The sequence below is a fragment of the Proteus terrae subsp. cibarius genome, from assembly GCF_011045835.1.
In the GTDB taxonomy this organism is placed as follows: domain Bacteria; phylum Pseudomonadota; class Gammaproteobacteria; order Enterobacterales; family Enterobacteriaceae; genus Proteus; species Proteus cibarius.
Map to the genome: position 1 here is coordinate 1608447 of NZ_CP047349.1, position 20827 is coordinate 1629273.

19 protein-coding genes are annotated in these 20827 nt (G+C 38.1%); 9 read left to right on the forward strand and 10 right to left on the reverse strand.

Annotated features, from left to right (window positions below):
- The first annotated feature begins 60 nt into the window (after positions 1–60).
- From arnB to GTH25_RS07575, 9 genes are all read left to right on the forward strand, one after another.
- Complete coding sequence (gene arnB / locus GTH25_RS07535; RefSeq protein WP_164530469.1) at positions 61–1206, forward strand: UDP-4-amino-4-deoxy-L-arabinose aminotransferase; 1146 nt, start codon at positions 61–63, stop codon at positions 1204–1206.
- Positions 1207–2187: an undecaprenyl-phosphate 4-deoxy-4-formamido-L-arabinose transferase gene (gene arnC, locus GTH25_RS07540; protein ID WP_075673352.1), complete on the forward strand. Its 981-nt coding sequence runs from the start codon at positions 1207–1209 to the stop codon at positions 2185–2187. It begins immediately after the preceding gene.
- Complete coding sequence (gene arnA, locus GTH25_RS07545) at positions 2187–4169, forward strand: bifunctional UDP-4-amino-4-deoxy-L-arabinose formyltransferase/UDP-glucuronic acid oxidase ArnA (protein WP_075673351.1); 1983 nt, start codon at positions 2187–2189, stop codon at positions 4167–4169. Before arnC ends, arnA begins: the two co-directional genes overlap by 1 nt.
- Before the next feature lie 9 nt (positions 4170–4178).
- Positions 4179–5072, forward strand: a complete 894-nt coding sequence (arnD, locus tag GTH25_RS07550; protein WP_109418938.1) for a 4-deoxy-4-formamido-L-arabinose-phosphoundecaprenol deformylase — start codon at positions 4179–4181, stop codon at positions 5070–5072.
- Positions 5073–5079: 7 nt separating this feature from the next.
- Positions 5080–6744 carry a lipid IV(A) 4-amino-4-deoxy-L-arabinosyltransferase gene (gene arnT, locus GTH25_RS07555; protein ID WP_075673203.1) on the forward strand — a complete coding sequence of 555 codons (1665 nt, stop codon included), beginning with the start codon at positions 5080–5082 and terminating at the stop codon, positions 6742–6744.
- Positions 6744–7085 carry a 4-amino-4-deoxy-L-arabinose-phosphoundecaprenol flippase subunit ArnE gene (gene arnE, locus GTH25_RS07560; RefSeq protein ID WP_075673204.1) on the forward strand — a complete coding sequence of 114 codons (342 nt, stop codon included), beginning with the start codon at positions 6744–6746 and terminating at the stop codon, positions 7083–7085. Before arnT ends, arnE begins: the two co-directional genes overlap by 1 nt.
- Positions 7082–7480, forward strand: coding sequence for a 4-amino-4-deoxy-L-arabinose-phosphoundecaprenol flippase subunit ArnF (arnF, locus tag GTH25_RS07565; protein WP_099659664.1), 399 nt, complete (start codon positions 7082–7084; stop codon positions 7478–7480). The genes arnE and arnF overlap by 4 nt, the downstream gene beginning before the upstream one ends.
- A gap of 149 nt (positions 7481–7629) precedes the next feature.
- On the forward strand, positions 7630–8121 hold the full coding sequence (locus GTH25_RS07570; RefSeq protein ID WP_036937364.1) for a C40 family peptidase: 492 nt from the start codon (positions 7630–7632) through the stop codon (positions 8119–8121).
- Between the two features lie 77 nt (positions 8122–8198).
- Complete coding sequence (locus tag GTH25_RS07575; RefSeq protein WP_075673206.1) at positions 8199–9218, forward strand: lipoate--protein ligase; 1020 nt, start codon at positions 8199–8201, stop codon at positions 9216–9218.
- Between the two features lie 87 nt (positions 9219–9305).
- Here the strand turns inward: GTH25_RS07575 and GTH25_RS07580 are convergent, their stop codons facing one another.
- The 10 genes from GTH25_RS07580 to ppsR all read right to left on the reverse strand — a co-directional run bounded on the left by GTH25_RS07580 (position 9306) and on the right by ppsR (position 20755).
- Positions 9306–9674, reverse strand: a complete 369-nt coding sequence (locus tag GTH25_RS07580; RefSeq protein WP_069369334.1) for a helix-turn-helix domain-containing protein — start codon at positions 9672–9674, stop codon at positions 9306–9308.
- A 524-nt stretch (positions 9675–10198) separates the two neighbouring features.
- Positions 10199–10993 carry a heme ABC transporter ATP-binding protein gene (locus GTH25_RS07585; protein WP_075673207.1) on the reverse strand — a complete coding sequence of 265 codons (795 nt, stop codon included), beginning with the start codon at positions 10991–10993 and terminating at the stop codon, positions 10199–10201.
- A complete protein-coding gene (locus GTH25_RS07590) occupies positions 10990–11994 on the reverse strand; it encodes a FecCD family ABC transporter permease (protein ID WP_075673208.1) in 1005 nt (334 codons plus the stop codon). The genes GTH25_RS07585 and GTH25_RS07590 overlap by 4 nt, the downstream gene beginning before the upstream one ends.
- Positions 11994–12809, reverse strand: a complete 816-nt coding sequence (locus GTH25_RS07595; protein WP_075673209.1) for a heme/hemin ABC transporter substrate-binding protein — start codon at positions 12807–12809, stop codon at positions 11994–11996. The genes GTH25_RS07590 and GTH25_RS07595 overlap by 1 nt, the downstream gene beginning before the upstream one ends.
- Before the next feature lie 15 nt (positions 12810–12824).
- Positions 12825–13874 carry a hemin-degrading factor gene (locus GTH25_RS07600; RefSeq protein ID WP_109418935.1) on the reverse strand — a complete coding sequence of 350 codons (1050 nt, stop codon included), beginning with the start codon at positions 13872–13874 and terminating at the stop codon, positions 12825–12827.
- A gap of 39 nt (positions 13875–13913) precedes the next feature.
- Complete coding sequence (locus GTH25_RS07605) at positions 13914–15941, reverse strand: TonB-dependent hemoglobin/transferrin/lactoferrin family receptor (RefSeq protein ID WP_099659667.1); 2028 nt, start codon at positions 15939–15941, stop codon at positions 13914–13916.
- Between the two features lie 68 nt (positions 15942–16009).
- Positions 16010–18196 (reverse strand): TonB-dependent receptor domain-containing protein, encoded by a 2187-nt coding sequence (locus GTH25_RS07610; protein WP_075673212.1) that lies wholly within the window; start codon positions 18194–18196, stop codon positions 16010–16012.
- An 81-nt stretch (positions 18197–18277) separates the two neighbouring features.
- Entirely contained in the window at positions 18278–18460 is a 183-nt protein-coding gene (gene hemP / locus GTH25_RS07615; protein ID WP_075673213.1) for a hemin uptake protein HemP, read from the reverse strand.
- A gap of 260 nt (positions 18461–18720) precedes the next feature.
- Positions 18721–19767: a 3-deoxy-7-phosphoheptulonate synthase gene (locus GTH25_RS07620; protein WP_075673214.1), complete on the reverse strand. Its 1047-nt coding sequence runs from the start codon at positions 19765–19767 to the stop codon at positions 18721–18723.
- A 121-nt stretch (positions 19768–19888) separates the two neighbouring features.
- A complete protein-coding gene (ppsR, locus tag GTH25_RS07625) occupies positions 19889–20755 on the reverse strand; it encodes a posphoenolpyruvate synthetase regulatory kinase/phosphorylase PpsR (protein WP_075673215.1) in 867 nt (288 codons plus the stop codon).
- Positions 20756–20827 lie beyond the last annotated feature (72 nt).

Sequence of the window (20827 nt, forward strand, 5' to 3'; positions counted from 1 at the left end):
GGTGAGCAATAGTTTGTATATAATTGTTTTTTATTCATTCATTAATTAGGCTACATTTTTATGAGTCACTTCCTTCCTTTCTCTCGCCCTGCGATTGGCGATGAAGAAATCAAAGCCGTTGAGGATGTACTGCGTTCAGGTTGGATTACAACAGGCCCTCAAAATCATCAATTAGAGCAAGATTTTTGTGAAAAATTTGGTAGCAAACACGCTATCGCAATTTGCTCTGCCACTGCGGGTATGCATGTTGTTTTAATGGCGATGGGAATTGGCGCTGGTGATGAAGTTATCACACCATCACAAACTTGGGTTTCAACAATGAACATCATTACGTTACTCGGTGCAGAGCCAGTAATGATTGATGTTGACCGCGATACCTTGATGGTAAGTGCAGAAGATGTCAAAAAAGCCATTACACCTAGAACGAAAGCAATTATTCCAGTTCATTATGCTGGTGCACCTTGCGATCTTGATGCTTTACGAAAAGTTGCACAAGATGCAGGAATTCCTCTGATTGAAGATGCTGCGCATGCTATTGGTACTCGCTATAAAAATGAATGGATTGGTGAAAAAGGAACCTCTATTTTCTCTTTCCATGCAATTAAGAACGTTACTTGTGCAGAGGGCGGATTGGTTGTTACTGATAATGACGAATTAGCGAATAGAGTACGTTGCTTAAAATTCCATGGTTTAGGTGTTGACGCCTTTGATAGACAAGTTCAAGGACGTAAACCTCAAGCAGAAGTTGTTGAGCCAGGTTATAAATATAACTTATCTGATATTCATGCAGCCATTGCTGTGGTGCAATTAGGGCGTTTAGAGGAAATGAATGCTAAACGTGCTGAGTTAGTTGCACTGTATCGTGAAAAACTCAAAGACTCACCATTAGAGATGTTGAGTGTCCCTGAATATTCACATTTACATGCTAATCACTTGTTTATGGTGAGAGTCGATAAAAATGTGTGTGGTATCGATCGCGATACCTTTATGGAAAAATTAAAGCAAAAAGATATTGGTACAGGGCTTCATTTCCGTGCGGCGCACACACAAAAGTATTATCGTGAACGCTATCCTGCTTTATCCCTTCCTCAATCAGAATGGAACTCTGCAACGTTATGCTCGCTGCCGCTGTTTCCTGATATGAGTAATGAAGATGTTATTCGCGTTGTAGATGCGATCAATGAAATTCTTTCGGAGCATATTTAAGTGTCAACATTTGATGAAATCAAGAAAGTATCGGTTGTAATCCCCGTTTATAACGAGGAAGAGAGCCTTCCTCAGCTTTTAGAACGTACAATTAAGAGCTGTAAACAGTTAAAGCAAGAGTATGAACTGATCCTTGTTGATGATGGTAGCAGTGACCATTCAGCTAAGATGTTAGAAGAAGCGGCTGCAATTGAAGAAAATCACGTTATTGCAATTATTTTGAACCGTAATTATGGTCAACATTCTGCAATTATGGCCGGTTTCAATCAGGCTGATGGTGATTTAGTGATCACATTGGATGCGGATTTACAAAATCCACCTGAAGAGATCCCAAGACTTGTCGCGACGGCTGAAGAAGGGTATGACGTTGTCGGAACTCGCCGTCGTAACCGTCAAGATTCATGGTTTCGTAAAACTGCTTCAAAAATGATCAACTCAATGATCACTAAAGCAACCGGTCGTTCTATGGGAGACTACGGTTGTATGCTTCGTGCTTATCGTCGCCACATTGTTGAAGCGATGTTACAGTGTCACGAAAGAAGTACGTTTATTCCCATTCTTGCGAACACATTCGCTCGTCGTACTATTGAAATCGATGTTGCTCACGCTGAGCGTGAGTATGGCGATTCAAAATACAGTTTTTTAAAGCTTATTAATTTAATGTACGACCTATTAACTTGTCTTACCACGGCACCATTACGTTTATTAAGCATTGTCGGCAGTGTGATTGCTGTATCTGGCTTTCTTTTAGCCTTACTGCTGATTATTTTGCGTATTATTTTTGGTGCGATGTGGGCCGCTGAGGGTGTATTCACACTCTTTGCAATCTTATTTATGTTTATCGGAGCGCAGTTCGTTGCAATGGGCTTATTAGGTGAGTATATAGGCCGAATTTATAATGATGTAAGAGCGCGTCCTCGGTATTTTATCCAAAAAGTGGTTGGCGTTAATAAACCCAACGAAGATCAGGAAAAAGACTAATGAAAGCAATAGTATTTGCCTATCACGATATTGGCTGTGTTGGATTAAAAGCACTTGAAAAAGCAGGTTATGATATTCAGGCTGTATTTACCCACACTGACGATCCTAATGAAAATCATTTCTTCTCATCTGTTGCTCGAGTGAGTGCAGAAATGGGGTTGACAGTATTTGCACCTGAAAATGTCAATCACCCATTGTGGATTGAACGTATTCGTGAAATGAAACCTGATGTCATTTTTTCTTTCTATTATCGTCACATGTTAAGTGATGAGATCCTGAATTTGGCACCTAAAGGCGCATTTAATTTACACGGTTCTTTATTACCAAAATATCGTGGTCGTGCACCAATTAACTGGGCGATCGTGAATGGTGAAACAGAAACGGGTGTTACTTTACACAAAATGACAGCGAAAGCTGACGCGGGTGATATCGTCGCTCAAGAAAAAGTCACTATCGCAGATAATGATACTTCTTTGATTTTACATGAAAAAGTAAGAGAAGCTGCTGATAAGTTACTCTCTAGCGCATTACCTCATATTGTATCGGGTGATTATTCAACAACGGCACAAGATGAAAGCCAAGCAACTTATTTTGGCCGTCGTTGTGCGGATGATGGTTTAATTGACTGGAATGCAAATGCAAAAACAGTTCACAACTTAGTGCGTGCTGTTACAGAACCATACCCAGGTGCTTTTACTTTCTTAGGTGAACGTAAAATGATTATCTGGCGTTCACGCACTATTGCCGATAATCAAGGCAAACGCCCTGGTACTGTTATTTCAACAGAGCCTTTAGTGATTGCATGCGCAGAAGGTGCAATTGAAGTTGTTACTGGTCAAAGTGAAAATGGTCTTTATGTTCAAGGAAGTCGTTTAGCGGCTGAAATGGGTATTGTGACGGATGTTCGTGTTGGACCAAAAGCAACTGCACAAGTTAAACGTCGTAAACGTGTTCTGATTTTAGGTGTGAATGGCTTTATTGGTAACCATCTAACAGAGCGTCTATTAAAAGATGATAACTATGATATCTATGGTATGGATATCGGTTCTTCTGCAATTGAGCGCTTTATTGGAAATCCACGTTTCCACTTTATTGAAGGTGACGTGAGTATTCATACAGAATGGATTGAATACCATATTAAAAAATGTGACGTTATTCTGCCATTAGTTGCTATTGCAACACCAATTGAATATACCCGTAATCCATTACGTGTATTTGAATTAGACTTTGAAGAAAACTTAAAAATTGTACGTTATTGTGTTAAATATAATAAACGTATTATTTTCCCATCCACATCAGAAGTTTATGGTATGTGTGATGATAAAGAATTTGACGAAGATAATTCACGTCTGATTGTTGGTCCAATCAATAAACAACGTTGGATTTACTCTGTATCTAAACAGTTATTAGACCGAGTTATTTGGGCTTATGGTGCCAAAGAAGGCCTGAAATTTACGTTGTTCCGTCCATTTAACTGGATGGGGCCTCGTTTAGATAACTTAAATTCAGCGCGTATCGGTAGCTCTCGTGCAATTACACAATTAATTCTGAACTTAGTTGAAGGTTCACCAATTAAATTGGTTGATGGTGGTGAGCAAAAACGTTGTTTCACTGATATCAATGACGGTATTGAAGCTTTATTCCGTATTATTGAAAATCGTGATAATAAATGTGATGGTCAAATTATCAATATTGGTAACCCAACTAACGAAGCTAGTATTCGCGAATTAGCAGAAATGCTGTTAGATTGCTTCGAAAAACATGAGTTACGTGGACATTTCCCTCCATTTGCAGGCTTTAAGAAGATTGAAAGTAGCAGTTACTATGGTAAAGGCTACCAAGATGTTGAACACCGTAAGCCAAGTATTAAAAACGCAGAGCGTTTATTGGATTGGAAACCAAGTATTGAAACTCGCCAAACAGTAGAAGAAACATTAGATTTCTTCTTACGTGGTGCAGTTGAAGAATTAGGCACTAAATAGGAAAAAATAATGAAGAAAGTTGGTTTGAGAGTTGATGTGGATACTTATCAAGGAACGAAACAAGGTATTCCACAACTGCTGGATGTATTTGCCAGACATAACATTCATGCCAGCTTCTTCTTTAGTGTCGGGCCAGATAATATGGGGCGCCATTTATGGCGCCTTTTAAAGCCCAAATTTTTATGGAAAATGTTGCGATCAAATGCTGCGTCACTATATGGTTTAGATATTTTATTAGCTGGGACAGCATGGCCGGGCAAAAGAATTGCTAAGAATTTAGGTTATTTGATGAAAGAAACCCAAGATGCGGGGCATGAAGTTGGCTTGCATTCATGGGATCATCAAGGTTGGCAGGCAAAAGTCGGACGCTGGTCAACAGAAGAATTAATGCAACAAGTTCGTTTAGGTGTTGAAGCACTGGAAAAAGCACTTGAAAACCCTGTAAAATGTTCGGCAGTTGCTGGATGGCGAGCAGATGAACGCGTATTAACAGTTAAAGAAACTTTTCAATTCGATTACAATAGCGATTGTCGAGGAACGCATCCTTTTAGGCCTATTTTAGAAAATGGTTCTATCGGTACGGTGCAAATTCCAGTAACATTACCAACTTATGATGAAGTGGTCGGTACAAAGGTAAAGGATGAAGATTTTAATCAATTTATTATTGATGAAATCAAAAAAGACAGTGGAATACCTGTTTATACTATCCACACCGAAGTTGAAGGAATGTCAAAAGCCGCTCAATTTGAGCAGTTACTGGCAATGATTGCAAATGAAGGCATCGAATTCTGTCCGTTAAGCGATTTATTACCACAAGATAAAGAAACGCTTCCGATGGGTAAAGTTGTTCGATCTGACTTTCCAGGTCGAGAAGGCTGGTTAGGGTGCCAACAAGAGGTCTAACGAAACTATGTTGAATAACCGGGCGAGTAAAATCGGGGCCATCCTCTTGGCTCTTTTTTTTGTTCTTACCTACTTATTTCCATTGAACAGCCGGTTATTATGGCAACCAGATGAAACCCGTTATGCGGAAATTAGCCGTGAAATGGTGGTGAGCGGGAACTGGATTGTTCCTCATATGCTCGATATTCGCTATTTTGAGAAGCCAGTAGCAGGTTATTGGATTAATAATGTTAGCCAATTAATTTTTGGTCACACCAACTTTGCTGTGCGTTTTGGCTCTGTTATTTCTATTCTCTTAAGCACATTACTTGTCTATTTATTGGCAAGAATGATGTGGCGTAACCGCCAAGTCGCTTTTGTTTCTAGTTTAATCTATTTATCCATGTTCTTAGTGTTTAGCGTAGGTACTTATAGTGTATTAGATCCTATGTTGGCACTTTGGGTTACCGCGAGTATGGTTTGCTGTTTTTGGGCGCTTAAAGCCACCACAGTCAAAACAAGGATATTAGCGTGGATAACATTAGGGCTTGCTTGTGGTATGGCCTTTATGACCAAAGGATTTTTAGCGTTAGCTATACCAGTTATTGTCATGATACCTATCACACTGTATCAAAAACAATTTACGCAAATGTTGCTCTATGGCTTACTTGCTGTATTTAGTGCAGCACTAATTAGTTTGCCGTGGGCACTAGCTGTTGCAAAAGCAGAGCCTGATTATTGGCATTACTTCTTTTGGGTTGAACATATTCAGCGTTTTTCGGGTGAAGATGCTCAGCATAGTGCTCCATTTTGGTACTATATCCCAGTTGTTTTATTAGGTGTGATCCCTTGGCTTGGATTACTTCCGGGCGCATTAATGGGGGCTTGGAAGAAAAGACGTAAACGTCCTGAATTATTCTTCTTGTTATGCTGGTTTGTCGTTCCGTTCTTATTTTTTAGTGTTGCGAAAGGTAAGCTACCGACTTATATGCTGCCATTTATGGCTCCACTAGCAATGCTAATGGCGAAATATGGCGTAGATTGTGCCCGTAAATTTAGAATGAAAGCGTTACGTATTAACGGCTATATTAATATCTTTATTGGTGTTGCTGTTGTTATCGCTATTTTAGTTATCCAGCTGGTCTCCTCAAAACCCATTTATATGCCATATGAATGGTCTAAATGGGTATTAGCTATAGTGGCATTCTCATTATGGGGCATTATTGGTTATCTTTGCTCTACGCTTAATGGAAAACACTGGTTATGGGCTGCGTCTTGTTCGCTAGGCGTAAGCTTATGTATTGGCCAAGCAATACCGAATAGCAGCGTAGATGGCAAATTACCTCAAGAATTTATTCGCCAAAATATAGAGACATTAAACACAAGTAAATACATTGTGAGTAATAGTGTAGGTATTGGTGCGGGGTTAGCATGGGAATTACAACGTAGCGATATTTATCTTTATGAAAGAACGGGCGAATTAACTTATGGTGTTGAAGAATATCCAGATTCTCAGTATAAATTAATTAAACCTGATAATTTTGCTCAGTGGTTAGAAGATGCAAGAAAAGAAGGTCGTGTTTCAGTTGTTATTACGTTTAAAGATCCTAAGAAATTAGCACAATTGCCAAGACCCGAAGAACTGGTGACAAACCATCGAGTTGCTATTTTAACTTATGAGAAGCGTAATTAATGTCATTTGTTTTATTGCTAATCGTGAGCTTTTTGACCTGCATAGGACAGGTGTGTCAAAAACAAGCGGTGGTTAGCTGGCAAAGTGATTCATTAACAAAAGCCAGAAAAACGATTTTCTGGCTTTTTGTTGCCATTGTAATGCTTGGCTTGGGGATGCTTTTTTGGTTACGACTATTACAAATTCTCCCACTAAGTATTGCTTATCCTATGTTAAGCATTAATTTTATTGTAGTGACATTAATTGGCCAGTTTGTTTATAAAGAGCCTGTTAATGTGAAACATTGGATTGGCATCGCATCAATTATGGTCGGCATTGTATTGATGAGTATACAAGCATGAAAGGCTATTTATGGGCAATTGGAAGCGCACTGTTAGTAACAGCAGCTCAATTGTTGTTAAAGTTTGGCATGTCTGAACTACCAGAACTACAGCTAGAAAAACAGTGGTTTGATATTACATGGTTATGGGCGAATATAGCGCCAATTGCTATCGTGTTTGTTGGTCTTGTCGGTTATGTCCTTTCTATGGTTTGCTGGCTATTCACTTTACGTACCATTCCTTTAAATAAAGCCTATCCGCTGATCAGTTTGAGTTATGTGTTTGTTTATATTCTTGCAGTGATATTACCGTGGTTTCAAGAAACACCATCATGGACAAAAACAGCGGGTGTAGCATTTATTATGATTGGAGTGTGGTTGATAAGTCAAAAAACGAAAGAGGCACAATCACATTAAATTAATGATTATAAAATTTATTTTCTGATCCTTGTTGTTAATTGTGCGATTTATTCTATTAATCATCACTCATTCATCTTCAATAACTTGTTTTTGCTTAAAAAAGCAGATAGATTTTAAAATCTATGGGAACAATAATGGTGGATGTAATGAGAAAGTCCGTTTTCTATCCTTTCTTACTCTGTATTATTCTGCTGGCTGGGTGTTCATCTAGCCCGTCGAAGCGTATTCCACCAGCTCCTCCCTTAAAAACACAACTTTCCGATCCTATCATGGTGATAGTGCAATTAAAGTCGCAACTTGAGCAATGGTATGGCACGCCATATAGCTATGGTGGAATGACTCCTTCTGGTATTGATTGCTCAGGCTTTGTGTATAAAACTTACAGTGATCGTTTTGATATAAAACTTCCACGAATGACTATTGATCAAACCAAATATGGTACACAAATCAGCAAAAGTGATTTAATGCCGGGTGATTTGGTTTTCTTCAAAACGGGGGGCGGTGAGAATGGGCTCCATGTTGGTATTTATGATACTGATAATACGTTTATTCACGCATCAACTAGCAAAGGGGTAACTCGTTCGTCCCTTGATAACGTCTATTGGAAAAAAACATTCTGGCAAGCCCGCCGATTGTAGTTTCGTGCCATTTAACAGCCTAATATATTGAGAGTTATGGTATCTTATACCTTATTTTCTTCATATAGGTATTCCTTATGTCAGGCAAATTGCGTCTGTTAATTTCCGAGTCTTATGATCCTTGGTTTAACCTTGCTGTTGAAGAGTGTATTTTTAGACAAATGCCCGCTGATCAACGAGTGCTTTTCCTTTGGCGTAACGATAATACGGTAGTTATTGGTCGAGCACAGAATCCATGGAAAGAGTGTAATACCCGCAAAATGGATGAAGATGGTGTGAAATTAGCTCGTCGCTCAAGTGGTGGTGGTGCCGTTTTCCATGATCTTGGTAATACCTGTTTTACCTTTATGGCAGGAAAGCCTGAGTATAATAAAACGATTTCAACTCAAATTATTCTTGATGGATTATTAAAAGCGGGCATTAATGCTACGGCATCAGGACGTAATGATTTAGTGGTTCCTCAAGATGATGGTGAAAGAAAAGTTTCAGGCTCAGCTTATAAAGAGACAAAAGATCGTGGTTTTCATCATGGTACATTATTAATAAATGCTAATTTGTCTAGATTAGCTAATTACCTCAATCCAGATCCGAAAAAGCTTCAAGCTAAAGGGATCACTTCTGTACGCTCCCGAGTGGCTAATTTAGTTGAGCTTAAACCGGATATTACCCACGAAAAACTTTGTGAAACTATCACTGAAAGCTTTTTTGAATACTATGGTGAGCAAGTAGAAGCAGAGATTATATCTCCACAAAAATTACCTGATTTACCTGGTTTTGAAGAAACGTTTGCTAAGCAAAGTAGTTGGGAATGGAATTTTGGGCAAGCTCCTGCATTTTCACATCTTTTAGATAACCGTTTTAAATGGGGGGGGGTTGAGCTGCATTTTGATATTGAGCGTGGTAATGTTATCAGAAGCCAAATATATACAGACAGTTTAGATCCCGCACCATTAGAAGCACTATCTGAGATGTTGGTAGGGGAACGTTATACACCTGAGTCTCTAAAAGGGCTTATTGAGCAACTCATTGTGCGTTATCCTAATAATAAAATAGAGCTTAATGAGCTTCAAGAATGGCTTGTTGCAGCGATAGCGTGATTTTTATCAATGTTAGAAAATAATAAAAAACAAAAACCAGCTAAAAGAGCTGGTTTTTTCATGAAGAATAATATGATGTGAAATTGATTAGTGATTTTCACATGACATAAAGCAATGAGTGTCTGGCATTTTGCCATTTTCTCTAAATTTAGCGGGCGTAGTATTGAAATGCTTTTTAAAGATACGTGTAAATGTTGCTTGAGAGCTAAAGCCATACATTAAAGCGATATCTAAAATAGACATATCTTTTTCTTGTAATGATTTAGCCGCTTCTAATAAGCGACGTTTACGAACATATTCGCCTAATGTACAACCTTTAAAATCTTTAAAAATGCGTTGCAAGTGCCACTTCGAATAGCCGCTTTTATTTGCAATCGTATCGATTTTTATACCTTCGTTACGTTGTAACTGGGTTTCTAACCATTTCAGAATATCATTAACGACATTTTCAGCCATAAAACCTCCCACAAAAATGGTGGGGACACAGTGCCCAAGTAAATAGAATAGTAACGTATGTTATTTATAATCTATTTTAAGCATGGGGAAAATAACAGGTAGGCAAAAAGTGCTTTTCGTGATTGATAATCATTATCACAACGATAGGTGTGGCTTATATAGCTCAAGTAAGGTTCAGTTTGCTGAATCTTTATGATCAAAGATGTTAATTTGTATGACTTTTACTTTGTTGAATTTATTGATTTATTTTTTAACCTAATAGTTCTGTTATACCTTTTATTTTTAGCTTTGTTATGTTTTTTGTGCGAAATAAAAGCTAATCATTGATTAAAGTGTATTTTAAAGTCAATTTATTTGACTAAATGTTGAAAAAGTAAAATAAGATTTATTAATCAATTTGCGTGGTGTACCTTCACTATTTTATTTTCAATTGATCAGTTTATTGAGAATAAAATAACTAAGTCACCCCTTAAAAAATAAAGCTAAGAGGTGACTTAGTAAAAATAACCGCGGTTAACATTCTTTTAAGGACGTAGAAAGACTTGAGGGTAAAAATGTTCTGGATGAGTATTAACACTCACATCTGCACCATACCATTTTTGAATATTCTCTGTTGTGAGTACACCGTATGGTGTACCTTCACAAACTAACTTTCCTTGATGCAGTAATAAAATTCTATCAGCATAAAGAGACGCCAAATTAAGATCATGTAAAACACAACACACCATAAGATTTTGTGTTTTTACTAATTGTTTTAATAAACGTAAGCTATGTTGCTGGTGATAAAGATCAAGTGCGGAGGTAGGTTCATCCAGGAATAAGACAGCTTCTTGTGGCATAGGGTGCCATAATTGCGCTAGAACTCTAGCAAGCTGTACTCGCTGTTGCTCACCGCCTGATAATTGGCGATAGTCTCTATCCTTAAATTTTAAACAGTCCGTTTGGAGCAGAGCAGTCTCAATTGCAATTTTCTTATGTTGTTGTCCATGAGGCGTTCTTCCCATAGCAACCACTTCTTCTACTGAAAATGAAAATGAAAGCTGACTGTTTTGTCGCATAACGGCGCGGTTTTGCGCTAATCGTTGGCTATTCCATTGTGAGTAGGTTTTTTGTTTAAAATAACACTGACCTTGCGTTGGTGTTGTATAGCCTGTTAATAAGCGCAATAGCGATGATTTTCCTGCCCCATTGGGACCAATAATGGTAACCAATTCCCCAGCATTAAGTGAAAGTGACACATCATCAATAATGATCTTGTTGCCAATTTGATAAGTTAAGTTATTTCCATAGAGCAATGGCGTGTTTTGATTTTCAATCATGACATTCTTCCTGCGGGTTGTCGTAAGATAAGCCAAAGGAAATAAGGGCCACCAATTAATCCTGTAATGAGTCCAACAGGGATTTCAGCTGGAGATACTAGTGTTCGTGATAATGTGTCAGCGGCGAGTAACAGTGTTGCACCACCCAAAATGGTGGCAGGTAATAACCATACATGATTACTACCAATACGCATGCGAATAAGGTGTGGAACCACAAGTCCAATAAATCCAATAACACCACTCAGTGCAACAGCACAACCAATTAGGATGGCGCTAAGAAGCAACAAAATAAACTTGGTTCTTCTTACATTTAGCCCTAAGTAATGTGCCTCTTCATCACCAAGTTGTAATAGATTTAATTTATGGCTTTGCCAGCATGCCAAAATACTGACAGGAATGATCACAAGGGTAGCAATAGATAAGGTTTTCCAATCAATCTGGCTTAATGAACCCATCATCCAAAGTGAGAATTGGCGTAACTGTTGGTCAGTGCTAATGTAACTTAATACACCAATAAAGGACATGCAAAGCGCATTGATAGCAATACCTGCAAGCAATAAGCGCGCTAAATTACCATCACTCAATTGATGTAATGAGAAGATAATCATAGCTACAATTAAACCGCCAACAAAGGCGGCGACAATATGGCTATAGAATGCAAAGGCTGGTGAAAAAGAGAAGGGTAGAATAATAACGATGGCAACCATCAGTGCTGCACCGCTACTAATACCCAATAAACCGGGATCAGCTAACGAATTTCTAAATAACCCTTGCATTATCGCACCGGATATTGCTAAAGCGCCTCCAACAAGAATGGCTAATAATACGCGAGGTAAACGGATATCTAGCCAAATTTGCCATTCCATATCATCAAAAGAACTATTCCATAATGTATGAAACGAAAGGGCTAATGCTCCGCTATTCACAGAAATTAATGTAACAGTGGTGAGTAAAAAGAATAAAACTAAAATACTCATCCACGGTGAACGAAAACGAGACATTATTGCTCCAACGCTTGACGAATTTGATGCATGACTTCTGGTGTTGAAAGGGTAAAGCCTAATAATCCCATGTCATCAACAACAACATAATGCTTATTTTTACCTGCAGGTGTGTATTTTATGCCGGGTAATTCCCATAGTTTCTCAATTCCACCAATGCCTTTAATACCTTCTTTGGTTACAAGCAAAATATCAGGTTGGCTTGCAATAACACCTTCTTGAGAAAGTGGGCGATAGCTTGTAAATCCTTGCATAGCATTTTTACCACCAACCAGTGAAATAATGGTATCTGCGGCAGTATCTTGACCCGCTGCCATTGGAATAACACCACCATGACTCATGATATAAATGATTTTCTTATCGATAGGAGTGGTTGAAATTTGCTTGATAGAGAGGGCGAGTTTCTCTTTTAGTTGATTGCCTTCTTGTTCTTTATTTAAAACAGTCGCAATAGTGTCTATTTTTTCATTAATGGCTTCTAATGAATGTGTACCTGTAATGGTTTTTACAGCGACTCCGGCTTCTTTAATACGGCGTAATGCCAAAGAAGGGCGAGCTAATTCACTGGTAATGATCAATGTTGGTTTGACAGATAAGATCCCTTCAGGATTTAGCATTCGCATATAACCTACATCAGGAAGTGTTTTCACTTGTTCAGGAACTAAGCTGGTGCTGTCTCTTGCAATAATTTGTTCGCCGGCACCCAATGCGAAAACAATTTCTGTAATATCACCACCAATAGTAACGATACGTTCATTAGCTGAAGTGATGAACGACATTACGCTACACAGGATCAAAAGAAGCCATTTTTTCATTAAATCATTCTCCGATTAGGCGATTTTAGTGAGAGTATTCACTTGTTCACGCCATTGTAGTTGCTCCGCAGTGCCTTCAGTACGTTGTCCATAGAGTTGAGCAATTTGCTGCCCCTTGCTATCAAAGATCTCAAGGCTAGTAACAAATCCATCTTGAGTTGGTTTGCGTGTTACCCAACTTTCTGCAATTTCACTTTCAATTAAATGAAGAGTAAAAGCCGGATTGAAAACATTGATCCAAACTTGTTCGCTATTTTCAAATTGATGAGGGACTAGACGGTCAATTTGGCCTGTGAAAATTTGTACACAGCCACGACTACCGACAAATATCATGATCTCGTTTTGTGCTTCTTTGGCGAGTTCTAACAAGGTTTTCAGGGCGTTGTTATCGACTTGATAAGCAAGATCGTCAGGAACAGCTTTGAATGCTTGTTGACGACTTAAGTTATTTTCTTTTAGTAATTTGAAGAATTGGTGAACATCAGTCATTGAACGCCATTGTTGTTCAAGTTGTTCTGCTAATTCATTACTAACAGGTGTGTTTGAGTATGGCTCAACAGGTGTGATATCGAGAGCCGGGTTTTCTTCCAATAAGAATGATTGAATAAGTGCATCCCATTCATCCATATTCGTGTTATCTGTCGCATAGACTTTATGTAATGCATCACCATGCATATCAAAGAACTGAATACTATAACGCGTCCCTTTTGATGTCTCTTCGGTAAATGCAAAAATGCTTGACCAGTAAGCGAAGAAAAAGCGTAAATCCATTGCACGCGGGTTTAAAATTAAACCTGCGTGATCGTTAAAGCGGGCATTTGTGTATTCACCAAGATGTTCATGAACAGCAATATCATTACGAGTAATGGCTTTGACTTCACCCACTTTACTTAAGGCTTTTAATAATTCTTGTACATCGTTACGTAAGCGTTTTGCATCATGTCCTACGCGTGCATATGTTAATTCGGCTTCACTTACATTTAAGTATGCTGCCAGATCACGGGCGTAAGGTGCTTTTTTATCCGCTTTTGCTTGCAGGTAGCTCTCATAAAGAGGTTTATTCACAGAAACTCCTATTGTATCTATCGTTGATTTTATTGTTAATTACCATTGATAACTCACAAGTACTTTTGCATTTCGGCCTTCTTGAGGAATACCTGCAGAAGAATAATATGTTTTATCAAATGCGTTACTCAGTACAAATGAGGTTGTTAGCCCCTTTAATGAGGCATCACCTTCATAACGAAGGTAAAAATCATTAACACCATAACCCGCTTGTTGGCGATTAGTTGGGCGATTAAAACGGTCATGGTTGGTAAAATCCGTTTTTTTGGTAAATTGACCGACCCAACCCACAGAAAAATCAGTATTTGGTACAGGAACATCAAAGCGACTGGTTAATGTATCTGGCTCAATTGAGGTAATTGAGGCATTAGTCGCATTATCTTTTCCTTTGGTATGGTTGTAGGCTAAATCCCAATTAAAGAATTTTGATTGGTAGCTCATAGAAACATCCCATCCCCAAATAGTTGCCCTTGAAATATTTGTTGATTGTGTATATCCCTGAAAAATAGCAACATCTGCATCAATATAATCTTTTGCACGAGTATTGAAATGGGCTGCTTTAATTTTCAGATTATCATTATTAGATAATAAGTCGTCGAATTGAAAACCGAATCCGTATTCAGTTGTTGAATTGGTTTCAGGCTTTAAATTAGGATTTGGACGCCAATAGTTTGTTGGCGCACCGGGGAAAGGTGCATCAAAATGTTTTGCATCGTTATACATCTCCCCTAAAGTTGGCGCTCTAAACGCCTGTGAGTAAGAGGTATAAAGCATCGACCAATCAGTCGGTGTAATACTGATTGCTCCTTTTGATGACCATTTATCCGCAGTAATATCATCATAACGATTGTTTTGGCTTTTATATTTGTCAAAACGCGTTCCTAAAATTAAGGAGACAGGTAAATCACGTAGAGTGACTTCATCTTGTACCCAACCTGACATAAAGCGGATATCGGCTTGTGGGAAGCTTTCTGCATTTTGACTTGGTGATTGTTTTTGTTTATAAACTTCGCCGCCATAAGTCAATTCATGTGATGCAACGCTGTATGTACCTACTTGTGAGCGGTTTTCGAGTTTTACGCCATAGGTTTTTTGTTCTCGACCTTCAAAACCTTTTTGTATCGTTTTGGCATTGATATCAACTTCACTGTAGTAAGCCTGTGTTTTCAAATTAATCCATTGTGAATCTGAAGGATCAAATTGATAGGTTAGCTGAACATCTTTTTGTGTTGTGGTGCGATCAGTTTCTACATTGGCAAGTGTAGGATTTGAGGGAACTTGAGGGTTTTTGGGTTGATTTGTATTGTTATGATAATAGCGGAATTGTCCACTTAACGTGTTGCTATCATCAATTAACCAGCGCCCTTTAGAAAGAAGATTAATAATGGTTTCGTCATTTTGAGCACGATAACCGCCACCATAGCGGGTATCGCCTTTATCGCGAGCTGATAATGTAACAAGTCCATCAAGGTTATCGTGTCTACCAAAAGCAGTAACACCTAAACCTTGGCTATGTTGAGCAGTATTACCAAGACCAGTAATACGTACGCCACCTTGTTCATTTTTTGAAAGTAGATCGCTTGCATCAACAGTATCGTAAGCAATAACACCGCCAAGAGCTCCACTACCATATAAAAGAGCAGAAGGGCCACGGATAACTTCAACTTGTTTTATAAGTAAAGGATCGACAAAAATACTGTCGATATGACCGGTGTCTGTTCCTTGGCGCACGCCATCTACAAGTGTCAGTATTCCATTTTTACTGTATCCACGCATACTGATGGTTTCACCATTAGTACGACCTGCACCCGAAATAGAAATTCCGGGTACATGACGAAGTAATTCAGAAGCACTTCCTGCGGTTTCTGATAACGCATTATTATTTTTTATAACCGTTGACATCATGGGCAATGTAAAGCTATCGCGTTCACTACCTGTCGCATAAACAGTAAGTACCTCTGATTTTCTTCCCTCATTAGTTTGTGTTTTCTCTTGTGCAGACACACAAGCAGAAGAGACAGCAACAGCCAGCAAACTAAATTTAATCAATAAAGATGACTGAGACATGCAGATGGATCTCCGTTATTTAATGGGCTGTTAAACAGCCCTTTGTTATGTAAATCATTGCTCCTTATCTACCAGCGATAACTGACGGATATTTTGATATTTCTGCCTTCTTGTGGCACACCTAATGCCGAGAAATATTCTCGATTAAAGGCATTAGCGAGTACCAATGCAGCTTGAATATCTTTATTGTTTTGAGATTGATAACTGATTGAGAAATCGTGAATGCCATAGCCCGGATATTGAGCAATAAGCTCTTGCATTCGATTTGTTGTTTTGCCTTTTACGTGAGGTGCTCTTCCTTTATGTGTGCCTTTATTTTCAGTTGCACTAGCAAATTTTCCTGACCACCCTAATGAGAAGGAAGTTTTAGCAATAGGAAGTTGAATAAAGGTTGTGAGTATTTCAGGGCGAACAGGCGAAATGGTTTCATGTGTAGTTAATTCAAGGGTTCGAGTACGGTTATAACCTAACCCAATAGAAATTAATGGATGTGAATAGCGTAAGCCGAGATCAATACCGTCGATAAGTGCTTGTGGAATATTAATAGCTTGCAGGTGAAGTTTTTTCGTTAATACATTAGCATCCCAAATATCATACGTAATATAGTCTATCGTTTTCGTATCAAAATAAGCCGCATTCAGAGAAAATTCATCATTAGATGCTAATAAGTGTGGAAAAGTCAGTTTTCCACCATATTCCCAAGTACGATTTTTTTCAGGACTAAGATTAGGGTTTGGGATCCAAAATCCTTTTGCAGTACGACCAAAAATAGCGGGTATTTCAAAATGAAGAGAGTCGTTAAACATTTCATTTAGCGTTGGCACTCTCATATTGGTTGAATATGAGGTATAGAGTTGTAGCCATTGTGTTGGTGTAAAGGTTAGAGCAATATTTTTACTAATATCGCTTTCACTTGTTTGATGAAAATCGGGTTTATGTTGTTTAAAATCCGCTAAAAGCGAATTTAGCTCACTTTGAGGTTTATTTTTATAATAGTGATAACGCAAACCGGTTGTTAATGCTAAAGGTAAATGTGGTGTTGATAGTTGACTTTCCACCCAACCAGCAACATAAACCATTTTTGCGAGAGGGAAATTCTTTGCTGCTTGGTTAGAAACCATTTTTTGTTGATAAGTTTCTGATCCTAGAATGATTTTTTGATTTAATTTATCTAAATAGGAAAATTGAGAGCTATTCTCAATTTTTAGCCCATAAGTTAATTGTGTCCGATCTTCATTTCTACCTATTTTCCCTTGTTGATTTTTTCTACGTTGATAATCAGAAAGGGAAGTATCGGTTAAAAATATTTGATTAATATTGAATTGTGAGTAATACAAATGACTGGTTAAATTAACCCAACTTTGTGTTTCAGGCTCATAATGATAAGTAACAGAATAATTTTTCTGTTCAGATTTGCGTTCTACTTGGTTACTTTCATTCTTACCAAACCCACCTATGCGATGCAAAACTTCTCTCTGAGTACCTTTATTCTCATAGTGTCGTGCTGAAAAAATGAATGTCTGATTTTCTGTTGGATAGAGATAGGCTTTAGCAAAAAAATTATTAATATGTTCGTGGTTTTCGAGTTTTTTGCCATTAGCTAAGTGAATAGGGCCTCGTTGACGCTGGCTGTAAGCAAATAAACCTTCAGCAATATCGTATCGTCCCGCAATAATCCCTCCATAAGTGAAGTGCCTATCAGCAGATGAAAGCGAGGTAAATAATTTGGCACTGAGTTTCTCATCTATTTTTAATAAGTTACGAGGCTCAAGCGTTTGAAATGAAACAACACCGCCCATTGCCCCATTACCGTGTAACACAGGGGATGAACCATGTTTTATATCAATACGTTTAACTAATGAAGGATCGAGAAAAATACCACCTAAATTATTGATCGTATTTTCTAAAGGTTGCTCGATTCCATCGACTAAGATCTTAACGCCTTTTTGATCATAGCCACGCATAAGGATGTTCGCGCCATTCGTAACACCTGTTCCTGATAGGGTTGCGCCAGCCACTTTATTTAGCATTTCACCAGTGGTTGATGCAGTTTGTGCTTGAGGTATCGAACTATCAAGAATGGAATGAAAGTCGTGAGTTGTTTTATCAATGGAATGACCGACAACCGTGAGAGAGTCCATCTCTGTATTGTCTGATTGTGCAGAGGCAATAGGGGGGTACAACAAGCAAAGAGCTGTCGCTATACCTGAATATTTGAAATGTTTTTTCAGCATACACATACCATAAATGTCCATAAAAAGTCCTTGTATATGGAGTTATTTAGCTGGCTGCCTAGCTGAGGGGGTAGGTGGCTTGCAAGTTATTATCAAAAATGATTATTTAGTCAGGATTAATTTTCCCGCCTTTGTTTGACGCAGTTGATACAACTCTCCGTTGTGTTGAATGTAAACCACGCCATCTTTACCCAATAACTCAATGCTATTGATTGATTGAATTATCGAAGAATGAGAATTCTGTTTAATTAAAGAACTATCCAAATTATTAGCTTTTTTATTCATAACATATCAAGAGTAATAAGCGTTATCATTATGATAATCATTATCGTTAACAAAAGTGTTTAGACAAGCTTTTTTTAACTTAAACAGGTAAATTTAAGCCATATTGTGAATAACTAAACGCTATACGATGAAAATTAAAACAATGGAATAAAAGAGACTTATATTTTTCTCAAAATATAATGTCAATAAAAGGGGGAGTTTGGATGAAAGTAGAAGACAAGATAAAAGGGGTAAAGATTACCCCTGAATAGATAAGTTTATTAAAATCGACTCTCAACGGCTTGTGCTAATAACTCAAGAAGCTGTTCTGTGTCATTCCAACTTAAACAAGGATCAGTGATAGATTGCCCATAATTAAGCGGTTTATTTTGTACGACTTTTTGTGAGCCTTCTTGTAAAAAGCTTTCAGCCATCACACCTACGATCGCTTGTGAGCCATCTTTAATTTGCTGACCAACATTTCTGGCTACTTCTAATTGGCGACGATGAATTTTTTCACAGTTGCCATGACTAAAATCGATAATAAGATATTCTGGTAAATCCACTTGTTTTAGTGCATCCACCGCGTCAGCGATATCGCTTGCGTGATAATTCGGCTTTTTACCTCCACGCATAATAATATGTCCATAAGGATTACCACTGGTTTGGTAAATCGTCATACGGCCATTTTTATCAGGGGATAAGAAAGTATGACCTACACGAGAAGCGCGAATAGCATCAATGGCAATACGGGTATTACCATCGGTACCATTTTTGAATCCCACAGGGCAAGAGAGTGCAGAAGCCATTTCACGATGAACTTGGCTTTCTGTTGTTCTTGCACCAATGGCGCCCCAGCTAATTAAATCTGCAATATATTGGCCTGTAACCATATCGAGAAATTCAGTTGCAGTGGGCAAACCTAACGTATTTATTTCAATTAATAGCTTTCTCGCAAGGCGAATACCTTCGTTGACATTGCAAGAGTTATCAAGGTAAGGGTCAGAGATTAAGCCTTTCCAGCCAATAACCGTACGTGGCTTTTCAAAGTAGGTTCTCATGACGATTTCTAAGCGCTCATGATAACGCTCTTTTAGCTGATTAAGTTTAGTTGCGTACTCTTTGGCGGCTTTAGGATCATGAATAGAGCAAGGTCCTACAATCACTAATAGTCGTTTGTCTTCGCCGGTAAGGATCGCTTCAATTCGTTTACGTGCTGATGTGATATTTTGGGTTATCTCATCAGAAATGGGGAACTCTTTTGCTAAGGTTTCTGGTGTTACCAGACTGTCTAGCACCTTAGTCCGTAGTTCGTCTGTCTTTAACATAATTCATCTCAATAAATATACAGGGTAAGTCTACCCAGTGATTAAGATCACAATAAACGAAATTCAGCTAATTTCAACAGCGTTCACAGAGAAAAACGAATAAAAAAGTCGCCAGAAAGAGTTAAAACATTCTTCTCGCTAATCCCATGGAATCAATTACCTTGGTTGAAATTTCTTCAACAGAATAATTTGTGGTGTTGAGATAAGGAATATTATTTTTTCTAAAAAGGGCTTCCACTTCAGCTAATTCGATTCTACATTGGCGAATTGATGCATAACGGCTATTTTCACGACGTTCACCACGGATAGCAGCAAGACGTTCTGGTGCAATGGTTAAGCCAAATAATTTATGTTGATATTCTTTTAGTTCCGCAGGTAGTTTTAAGAAATCCATATCATCTGCAGTAAATGGATAGTTAGCGGCTTGAATACCAAATTGCATCGCTAAATAGAGGCTGGTGGGCGTTTTTCCACAACGAGAAACACCAATTAAGATCACTTGAGCTTGGTCGAGATTCCGTAATGATATGCCATCATCATGGGAAAGGGTGTATTCGATTGCAGCAATACGAGCATCATATTTGCTAAGGTTTTTTTCAGTTAATCCGTGGGTTTTGTTTAATTTTGGCGATGCATGGATCCCTACTTCTTTTTCAAGTGGTATTACGAGAGATTGCACAATATCCTGACAAAAACCTTCACTACTATTTATTATCTGTTTAACTTCTGGGCTGATAATAGAATAAAAAACAAGAGGCTTAGCACCACTCTTTTTATAAATTTCAGAGATTTTCTGTTTTATTTCTTCAGCTCTTTCCACAGTAGAAACAAAAGGTAATGTATAACTTTTCATTTTTAATGGAAATTGAGAAAGTACCGCATGACCTAATACTTCTGCCGTAATTGCTGTACCATCAGAGATAAAAAAGACTGTTCTATCAATGGGTTCATTATTATCACAATTAATAGAATTCAAGCTTAATATCATAACGCTCACCTTTTTTTAGCTGAATTAGCAAATCAAACAATATTATCTAAAGCATTTTTAGTGATTATAAAG